The organism is Blautia sp. MCC283, assembly GCF_018785565.1.
Taxonomy (GTDB): domain Bacteria; phylum Bacillota; class Clostridia; order Lachnospirales; family Lachnospiraceae; genus Blautia_A.
Map to the genome: position 1 here is coordinate 1 of NZ_WQQB01000014.1, position 10139 is coordinate 10139.

A 10139-nucleotide genomic window follows, 5' to 3' on the forward strand; every position below is an offset into this window, starting at 1 on the left:
AAATAACACCCCTTTTTCTTTTATTTTACTAGAAAAGGGGTGTGTTCACAATTTATTTACTCATGCGTTTGTCGTGCGCATTTGGAATTCGCTATATCGATTATTTCATCCATCTCTCCACAGTTCGGATGATCTGTTCTATCTGTACAGGTTTGGACATGTGATCGTTCATTCCTGCTTCTTTGCATTTCTGGACGTCTTCCAGATAGGCGTTGGCAGTCAGTGCGATGATTGGGATCTGTTTTGATTCCGGGGATGGAAGACGGCGGATCGCCCTGGTTGCATCAAGACCATTCATCACAGGCATCTGCATATCCATGAGAATGGCATCGTATGTTCCGGAGGGATCGATTTCAAAAAGCTGTACACATTCTTTCCCATTTACTGCCCGGCCACAGTGAATGCCGTACATTTCCAACTGTTCTTCCAGAATCTCATAATTCAGGTCATTATCTTCTGCGATCAGAAGCGTTTTTATGATCCTGGATGGCCTGAGTTTGAAGAACGGAATTTCCGCGGTTGTCTCTGATACTTCCTGCTCCCTGATAAAAGGTACATCCAGAGTCACACGGAAAGTGGTTCCCTCGTGGAGTCTGCTTGTTGCTTCAATGGTTCCGTTCATCTGGTCGACGATCTTTTTTACAATAGCAAGGCCCAGGCCGCTTCCCTGTACTTTATTCACTCTTGTATCAATTGCTCTGGAAAACTGAGAATACATTTCTTTCATGAATTTTTCGCTCATTCCAATCCCGTTATCCCGGACAATGGAAACCAGGCGGATCTTATCTTTATCCGGAAATGGTTCCTCATAAACTTCCAGTTCAACCATTCCTCCCTCAGGAGTATACTTCACTGCATTGGATAACAGGTTCATGTAAATCTGACCGATCCGCAGACGGTCAGACAGCACGGTATCATAAATAATGTCATGTCGGTTACAGATAAATTTCTGGTTCTTATCTTCTGCTGTTCCACGGATATTCTGTTCGTAAAGTTTACATAATTCAGACAGTTTTACTGGCTCAGAATCAATGCGAAATTCCCCACTTTCGATCCTGGAGATATCCAGGACATCATTGATCAGCTGCTGCAGATTACTTCCACTTAAGTTGATCTTATCCAGACAGTCCAGTATTTTGTCCGGTTCATGGAGATGGTTTCTTGCAACTCTGGTAAATCCCATAATGGCATTCATAGGAGTCCGGATGTCATGGGACATTCTGGAAAGGAACTCTGATTTTGCCTCATTGGCACGGTTGGCCTCTTCTACCGCATCTATGAGATATTTTTCCCGCCTTTTTTCCTCACTGATCACGCGGATCACAAGCAGAACCTGTCTGGCTGTTCCATCTTCCGCTCTTGACTGGACAATAAACCTGGCCAGATGCCAGTTGTTATCTGTGGCAAGGTAGTCAACTGCAATGGACTCCTCTTTTTCCAGACGTTTTTTCAGAGTGGAGAGGTCATAAAACTGTTTTACCATGGCCCTGTATTTGGACGCGACTTTTTCGCTGCTATCACTGGTGATATGGGCAGCTGCGGTTCCCTTCATTCCTGTAAAACGGTGATTTTCACTGCCGCCGGTAATCTCCTCATAATAAAAATCCTGAAGGTCGATCCGGTAGATCATGTAGTAGATCTTACTGATGGCGGATATGATCTCATTGTTCATTTTCACTTCTGCCAGAGAATCTTCCAGCTCTCTCTGATGATTTCGCTCCTCCTTTATGATCTCATCTACATGACGAAAAGCGATCAGAACCGGAAAATCCGTTGAAGAAGGAAGTCTGGTGGCTCTGATTTCAAAATACTGATGCCTGTTGGCATTTTCCCGGGACTGATATCTGCGGCTGATCTTATCCCTGGTTTTAAGCTCGCCTATCAGATTCTGACAGTCAAATGTCTCCAAAAAATCCGGCGCGGATTCTTTTATGACAAAATGATCATAATAGTATTTCAGTTCTTTTGAGTAACAAAGTATGATTTTTTCTCTGCTTTTCGGAATCTTCGGAGCGTTGGCACCCTGTTCCAGTTTTACAACTTCGGCAGTATCATCCAGAAGATTGACTTTATATACAGAAGTACAGTCCTCACAGAGAACATTCAGGATCTGACGTTCTTTTTCCATGCTTTCAAGATTTTTTCCCAGAAGCGTAAACATGCGGAGATTTTCCCTGGCTGTATTCAGATGAGCACCTACGAACGCAAGCTGATGAATAAACAGTTCTGAGATTCCTTTATAAAAATGATCCATTCCGATAAATCCGCTTAAATGGTCTCTGCTGAAAATAGGTGCGAGGACGCGGGAATATGTGTGATGTTTCTTCATCAGGTTGTATTCCTGTTCCATAGGAGAAAGTTCTTCACAATCTGTAACCTGGATCGTCAATCCTTTTTTCAGTTCGTCTGTCCAATGTGGAATATCCTCTACCGTGATTTCTGAAAATAACTGTTCTTTTTCTAATATGTCGTCCTCATTTTTCCATTCATACTGAAGACAGAAGTATTCTTTTCGGTTCTTTTCTTTTTTATCAAAAATATATACTCGATCGGCACCACTGCATTTTCCAAGCAGTTGCAGCATTTCGTAAATTGCGCCATCCAGTTCTTCGTTGTTTTTTACACGATATTTCCGTTTAATCTCCTTGTGATATCCTTGATACTTACCGGTTTTGGTATATATCCGTTCATGCCAGCTTCTGAGCCGTATAGGACATCAGAAGTGCACCATCTGCATCACCATTTCCTCTCCACGGGGTAAAATAAAAAAAGCACCATGTTCAGACAGAGAGAACTATAGTGCTTTTGAATTATGCAACTGGCTGCCATTTTACAGGCCCTATAGCTTTGCGCCACAGTCTTTCGGCTGCTTTGCCCGTGTTTATTTTTTTAATAATTTTAGTGTATATTTATACGGGAATATTGTTTGGAATTTTTTTCAGCTGTGAAAAGGCTTTTAGCATTTCTTTTTCGCCGTAATCATCAAATTGTATCACAATGGTATCTTCGGTTTCGGAGATAATGGACCCGCGGCCGTATTTGGGATGTTCTACAAGTTGTTTTGGTGTTTCTGGTGGGATATTTTCCGGCAATGCTGTCTTTTCATCTGGGGATAAAGAAGTTTCCTGTTCCTGGGATCTGGCATATTCTTTCGGTGTTTCCAATTTTCGGAGTTTTTCTTCCAGGATCATCTTTTTCAGGTCCTGAAGGTGCCGGGCAGCTTCTTTTGTATCTCTTGTGGCATCTGCCGGATGGGCAAGATATTTCTCCGGAAGACTGGAAAGGTAGCGACCTGGACCTGGAAATACCCGCGCAGTTCCGGGATTGATGTAAAAAGATAATTCCAGGAATTTCCTTGCTCTTGTCATTCCCACATAAAACAGTCTCCTCTCTTCCTCTTCTGTAGAAGCATCACGGCTATTTAAGGGAATCAGCCCATCATTTACACCAATGATAAATACGTAATCGAATTCCAGCCCTTTGGAGGCATGGAGCGTCATCAGTTTTACAGATTCTCCGGAAACCGCATCTTTTTCCGGTTCCATGCCATTCAGTACAAGATCATTAAGAAAATCCCTGATACTGTGATAGGATTCCATTTTCTTTAACAGGGAAAGGATTTGCCTCCTGTTTTCTTTATAGTCGCTGGAAGACGGTCGGAGATATTTTTCCAGAGAAAGCTGTTCCCACAGATTTATGTAGCCGGAGCCTGTGTCCCGATACTCCCACATGGCCTGAAAAAGTAAGGATTTCGAGAGAAATACACTCCCTTGTGTAAAATTCAGAATCTCTGTCCGGGCTTTTTTTGAGGTCCATCCTTCCCCGAAAGTTTTGTCGCAAAGGACATAAGTTCCGCTGGTAAGATCCTCATGATTGCTTAAAAAACGCAGTATATGAAGAAACCAGGCAAGAACCGGAATATCCTGAATGATTTTCTTCTGAGAGATTTCATATGGGATCTGATGTTTTTCCAGAACTTTTGAAAGGATCTCTGACTGGCTCTGAAGCCTGTAAAACACTGCGACCTCCTCAAGTGGAACGCCTCTTTCATGAAGAGCAAGGATCTTTTCTGCCAGATATTCTGCTTCCTGAAAAGGATCGTAATGATTTTTGACAGAGATTTTTTCTCCTTCTTCCTGTACGCCGGTAAGAGAATCCCCGGATTCCTGAAATCTTCTGGAAACTGCCAGGATCGTCTGGGAAGAACGGTAATTTACAGGAAGGGATAGTTCTTCTGCGTGATACAATTCACGGAATTTATAAAAAATATTGAACATACTTCCACGCCAGCTGTAGATCACCTGATTGGGATCGCCCACTGCAAAAAGCCCGACTTCCGGTCTTTTTAATTGACGAATCAGTTCAAACTGAAGTTCATCGCAGTCCTGCACTTCATCAATGATGATCCATTTCAGCTGCAAAAGTTGCTGTGGATGATCTTTCAGAAGTTTCGTGGCACACTGCAACAGGTCTTCGTAGCTCATTTTGTTCTGTTTCCGTTTTTCTTCTGTAAGGAGAGTTACCAGTTTCGGAAAATCGTCCTGGTATCCGGGCTGTCTGGATGTGGCTGACCTGTATTTATGATCCAGTCTTTTTCGAAGACGGTTTTTATATTTGATCCTGAGAGTATGCTGGTGGATCAGCTGATTGGCAAGTTCCAGTTCTTCTTCAGGCAGACAGACCTGGAAATCTTTTGTGTAGCCAAGTTCTTCTAATGGAAGCACTTCCTGAAGGAGCTTCAGGGCAATGCCGTGGAATGTTCCATAGAAAAGAGACGAGGGGTTTTCTTCTATATTTTGGATCTTCAGCCTGTTTTTGATCTCGCCTGCTGCTTTATTTGTAAAGGTCAGAACGATCATATTTTCCAGGGGGATTTTTTTCTGCTGGTGAAGATAACGGATCTTTTCGATAAGAACCGTTGTTTTTCCGCTTCCTACGTTTGCGCGGACCAGGCAGGCATTATGTTCATCCAGAACCGCTGTTTTCTGATAATCATTCAGTTCCATATGTTTCATCCTTTTTCAGAGTGTGATATCTGCGCATCATTTTTTCACGTTTTAGCATATCTTCCGGTTTCTCTGTATCTGTAAGGATCGCAAAGCGGAAATCAACCGGAAGAAAGACGTAAGTACTGAGCACATTGGAGATTCCTGTTCGGTTCTCCTGCATATTGGCCCATTCTGCATAAAACGGATCTCTCAGATAGAGGATCAGAGAGGAGTCTTTGACTTCCAGTCCGGATACCATTGAGAAAAATCCTGCAAATGTGTTATTATTTTCTTTGACCCGATTGCAGAATAAAACCCACTTCTCCTGCAGATCAGATAATGTGAATTCCCGTTGTCCTGATCGATTCCATTCTGTATTCTTTTCATCCGGATAAGAAATATTCCTCGTTTTCTGCACGGTCAGTTCCGATTCTTCAGATAAATTTTTCAGCCCCCACAGGATCACGTTCCGGTCAAGCCTGTCATTTCCAATACAGACTGCACAGCCGTTTTTGCACCTGCAGCCGGAAACCATTCGGATAGCCTGTTCTGTCACTTTGGGGATCAGATCATAGATCTTTTCTGCAAATCCAAGGCCTCCTACATAACGGTCGTAAAAATAGAGAGAAACCTCCTCAGAAGTGCTTCCGGAAAGTTCCAGTGCATTGGTGGACATTGCCACCCCAAGATCGGAACCTTCTGTCATTGTCACCATCAGAGCTGCATTTTTCAACGCAAACATCAGACCTTCAAAGTGGTTATTTCTTACATAATAACCGTTTCTGTCCGGCTGTAAGAGATTGCGGTACTGTCTGACCACATTTTCAGGAAGTCTGAGCCAGGTAGCTTCTGTGTCGTAATTCTTGGAAAGTGGTTTCGTGAGCTGTTCAAAACCCAGGTTCTGATGATTATGGAACTGCATTTTTTTATACATGTATACAAAATCTGCAATATTTACATCTCCAAAAGAAAGTTCACTTCTCTCCCACTGCTGCTTTTTATGTCTGTGTATGATACGGATATTGGTCTCGCTTCCAGGTACTGTGTAATAGTTTCCATGAAATGGCACAGCTTCCACGATCTTGCTTTCCAGGTTCATTTTTACAACCTGGTAAAAATCTCCGTCGTGCATGTAAACGGCACCTTCATGGATCTCATGAAAAGCCTGTTCCTCATCCATCTCCGTGATATTTTTTCCGGTTTCCTTGTTAATGAGCTGATACTTGTTCTGATCAATATTCCGGAGGGAAAATTCTCCTGCAGGATAAAGTCCTCCTGACCAGGCGAAGCGGCCTCCCATATTTCGGACTTCATCTACTTTCATAAGTACAGGGATCGTCTCCCCAAGATCCGGGAATAATGCACCATCATCCAGGGTTAACGGAAGTTCCGCTGCCGCAGCCCGGATATGTGCAAGCTGGATCAGAAGATTGTCTGGATCAACGATGGCATTTTCACTGCTGTGTTCAAAAAGCCATTCCGGTTCCAGAGCGATATACTGATCCATGGGAAGGTTGGCAAGAATCAGATAATTGGTGCATTTTCCACTTCCTCGTCCTGCACGGCCTGTCTGCTGCCAGAAAGATGCTCTTGTTCCCGGATAACCGGCCAGTACCGTTGTACTGATCTTTCCGATATCGATTCCCAGTTCTAATGCATTGGTGGATACAAGGCCAAGAAGATCCCCTGAGATCATACGCTGTTCGATGCTTTTTCTCTCCAGAGGAGTGTAACCGCCACGGTACCCGGAGATTTCTTCTTTTCTGGCTGTCCCTAAGAACCCTGCCGCATCCAGATGGTCTCTGGTTTCTTTCACCAGGATCTCCACATTTTTTCTGGATCTGGCAAATGCCAGAAAGCTCTCCCTTCGTTCCATCAGCTGAGGAAGAAGGTCCGCTGCAACATTTATAACAGATTCTTTTCCGTAGGGGATGCCATCTTTATTCAGTTTCTCTTCTGGCTGGACCAGGCAATAGATCCGCTCTGATATTCCTGCACCGCTTCTGGCGATATTGATAAAAGATCTTCCGCAGATCTTTTCCGCAAGTTCCAGGGGATTGGCAATGGTGGCGGAACTGCATAAAAACTGAGGATCTGAGTGGTAATATCTGCAGATCCTGGATAAACGGCGAAATACATTGGCCAGATGAGAACCAAAAGCTCCTCTGTATACATGCAGTTCATCCAGAATAATGTATTTCAGATTGGAAAAAATAAAGTCGAATCCATATTTGCTGTGATTTGGAAGCATGGAGCCGTTTAACATATCCGGATTGGTAAGGATGATATTGGCACGTTCCCGGATCCTTTTTCGCTCAGCAGGCGGTGTATCTCCGTCATATACGCCGACAGATAAACGATGTTCCCCAAGTGCTTCCATCCAGGGGATCAGCGCACGGTACTGATCAGCTGCCAGGGCCTTCGTGGGATAAATAAAGATCGCACGGGTCACAGGATCTTTCAGGATTTCCTGAACCACCGGCAGATAAAAGCACAGGGATTTACCACTGGCGGTAGGTGTGGTGATCACGATATTTTCTCCAGCCATAGCATGGGAAAAAGCTTCTGCCTGGTGGGTATAGAGAGACTTTATATTCTGGCCGGACAGAAAATCCTGGATATCCGGATGCAGGCTTTTGGGAAACTCTGCATATTCCGGAGATCTGGCAGGGATTGTTTTTTTGTAAATGATGTTCCCCTTCATGCTTGCTCCTTTGCTGTCAATTTATTCGATAGATATTATTTTTAATAAAAACAGTATAACATAAAAAAAGCGATACCATATAGTTTTATCTTCCCATATGACATCACTTTTCTATTTTTTATGCAGATTTTTCAAGTATATGTTACAGTGCAGTGCCTTTCTTTGGTACAAAGAAACGGCTCATATCTGCATGTTCCAGCTTAAGCAGTGAAATTTTTCTATCAATTCCTCCTGCATATCCTGTGAGACTGCCATTTGTGCCTACTACACGATGGCATGGAATGATAATAGAAATTTCATTATGTCCAACTGCACCACCAACAGCCTGGGCGGACATATGGGAAATATTTTCTCTTTCAGCTATTTTACTGGCAATTTCTCCATATGTGATCGTTTGTCCGTAAGGAATCTCTGATAAAATCTGCCATACAGCTTGTCTGAATGTTGATCCCGCAGGATGAAGAGGAGGTGTAAATGTTGGCTTTTCACCGGAGAAATAGATATCCAGCCATTTTTTTGCTTCTGAAAGAATCTCCGTTTCCTGTGAAATCCTCTCGTCCGGAAGTGTATTCGCAAAGTATTTCTGTCCTTCAAACCATAAGCCTGTAAGTCCAATTTCATCTGCTGCCAGTAAAATTTCTCCTAACGGTGATTTATATTTGCATGTATAGATCATAGTTTTCCACTCCTTATTTCAGTAGTGTTACCTCAAGTATAATTTATGTGAAATAGTTATCTTTAATTATGTGAAAAAACGGAGAACACAGCAAGGTATCCTCCGCATATAATATAGTGGTATGTTATCTGCTATTTTTACTGTTATATTACATTTTACTGCTATTCACAGGTGCTTTAATTCCAGTAATCTGTTTTTTGCTTCAGATCAATATTTTTACTGAAGAATACAGGATTTTTTTTCTGCCGGATCTGTCCTTCGTAATCCTTTAATGCTTTCAATACGGTGTTGGACAATAGCAGGATCACCGGAATGTTGATCAGTGCCATTACTCCCATCAGTACATCAGAGATGTGCCACAGTAATGTCATCTCCATTCCCGCTCCCAAAAACACCACCAGTGCTGATACAAGGCGAAATCCCGTCATGAATTTCTTACCCGGCTGCTTTTTAAGGATATAAGTCAGCAGATTATCACAATAGAAGCAATTTCCCAGCAATGTAGTGAAAGCAAATAATACCATTGCGATCATAATAAAATATGGTCCAAAAGAACCAAGAGTCTTGTGAAGTGCTGCCTGCACCCACGGTGCTCCCTGAAGCTCTTTTGCCGGTGTCACACCAGATACCAGACACATCATAGCAGTTGCAGTGCACAATAATAATGTGTCAATAAACACAGACAGCATCTGTACCAGTCCCTGTTTAACCGGATGACTGACCATTGCAGACGCCGCCGCATTGGGGGCAGAACCGATACCTGCTTCATTGGAATACAGACCTCTTCGTATTCCCTGCATCATAGCTGATCCGGCAAATCCGGCAAAAATTGCTTTAAAATCAAATGCTTCTTCAAAGATCTGTGCCAGTACCGATGGAAGCTGTCCGATATTTAGTACCACTACCAGCAGGGATATCAGAATATATACAATGCCCATAAATGGCACTAAAGTAGAAGTTACTTTCACAATTCTGTTACCGCCACCCAGCAGACACCATCCCGTTACCAGCGCCAGAATTCCTCCAATGATCCATGGCGTGATCTCTGCATTATAAAATGGCTGACCGGAAAATGTAGACTGCAGATTATAGGATGCCAGCATATTAAATCCAAACGCGTAAGTCAGGATCATGGCTATACAGAAAACCACTGCCAGTCCTCTGCTGTGCAATGCCGCCTCTATGTAATACGCCGGGCCGCCGTAGCACTGGCCGTCTTTTCCTTTTTTCTTATATATCTGCGCCAGTGTGCTCTCTGCCAGAGCTGATGCGCTTCCAAGAATGGCAATGATCCACATCCAGAATACGGAGCCCACACCACCGATACAGATGGCAGAAGATACTCCTACAATGTTGCCTGTCCCTACACGAGATGCCGTGGAGACCATCAGTGCCTGAAAGGATGATACACTTTCGTCTCCCTCTGGTTTCTCCATTACAGCGCTGCAGGCGTTTTTGAATAAACGTACCTGTGGAAATCTGGTCCGGACAGTAAAGTAGATGCCGGAACCAATCAATATTACAATCAGTAATTTGCTGTAGAGAAACGTGTTGATTGCGTCAATGATCGTTTCGAACATAAATCCTCCTCGTAACAGAATTTTTTATCATACGATAATATCGGATAAAAACCCGAATTGTTACCATAATACAATATTTCTGCTATTTTGAAAAGAGGTTATCCGCAGGAGTCACGACAAACGCATGAATGGTTAGCAACTGCAAATTCTATTTTTTTCTACTTTTTAAGCTTCTAAAAGCTCTTCTAAAT

Annotated in this window: 5 protein-coding genes and 1 riboswitch; all 5 genes read right to left on the reverse strand. The window is 43.0% G+C overall.

Features of this window, described 5'->3' with window-relative positions; translation table 11 throughout:
* Positions 1–100: 100 nt before the first annotated feature.
* The 5 genes from GPK81_RS04220 to GPK81_RS04240 all read right to left on the reverse strand — a co-directional run bounded on the left by GPK81_RS04220 (position 101) and on the right by GPK81_RS04240 (position 9948).
* Positions 101–2584 carry a hybrid sensor histidine kinase/response regulator gene (locus GPK81_RS04220; RefSeq protein ID WP_215706603.1) on the reverse strand — a complete coding sequence of 828 codons (2484 nt, stop codon included), beginning with the start codon at positions 2582–2584 and terminating at the stop codon, positions 101–103.
* Between the two features lie 226 nt (positions 2585–2810).
* Positions 2811–2886: riboswitch (cyclic di-GMP riboswitch) on the reverse strand.
* Positions 2887–2909: 23 nt separating this feature from the next.
* A complete protein-coding gene (locus GPK81_RS04225) occupies positions 2910–5006 on the reverse strand; it encodes an ATP-dependent helicase (RefSeq protein ID WP_021976964.1) in 2097 nt (698 codons plus the stop codon).
* The gene (locus tag GPK81_RS04230; RefSeq protein ID WP_118062852.1) at positions 4993–7692 is read right to left on the reverse strand and encodes a DEAD/DEAH box helicase; all 2700 of its coding nucleotides are present in this window, start codon (positions 7690–7692) and stop codon (positions 4993–4995) included. The genes GPK81_RS04225 and GPK81_RS04230 overlap by 14 nt, the downstream gene beginning before the upstream one ends.
* A gap of 142 nt (positions 7693–7834) precedes the next feature.
* Positions 7835–8368, reverse strand: a complete 534-nt coding sequence (locus GPK81_RS04235) for a methylated-DNA--[protein]-cysteine S-methyltransferase (RefSeq protein WP_118062853.1) — start codon at positions 8366–8368, stop codon at positions 7835–7837.
* 176 nt (positions 8369–8544) lie between these two features.
* Positions 8545–9948 (reverse strand): alanine/glycine:cation symporter family protein, encoded by a 1404-nt coding sequence (locus tag GPK81_RS04240; protein ID WP_021976961.1) that lies wholly within the window; start codon positions 9946–9948, stop codon positions 8545–8547.
* Positions 9949–10139: the final 191 nt, after the last annotated feature.

Excerpts from the sequence above, each read along its gene's own strand:
- GPK81_RS04220 (WP_215706603.1), bottom strand. The coding sequence starts at position 2,584 with ATGCTGCAACTGCTTGGAAAATGCAGTGGTGCCGATCGAGTATATATT.
- GPK81_RS04230 (WP_118062852.1), bottom strand. The coding sequence starts at position 7,692 with ATGAAGGGGAACATCATTTACAAAAAAACAATCCCTGCCAGATCTCCG.
- GPK81_RS04240 (WP_021976961.1), bottom strand. The coding sequence starts at position 9,948 with ATGTTCGAAACGATCATTGACGCAATCAACACGTTTCTCTACAGCAAA.
- GPK81_RS04235 (WP_118062853.1), bottom strand. The coding sequence starts at position 8,368 with ATGATCTATACATGCAAATATAAATCACCGTTAGGAGAAATTTTACTG.
- GPK81_RS04225 (WP_021976964.1), bottom strand. The coding sequence starts at position 5,006 with ATGGAACTGAATGATTATCAGAAAACAGCGGTTCTGGATGAACATAAT.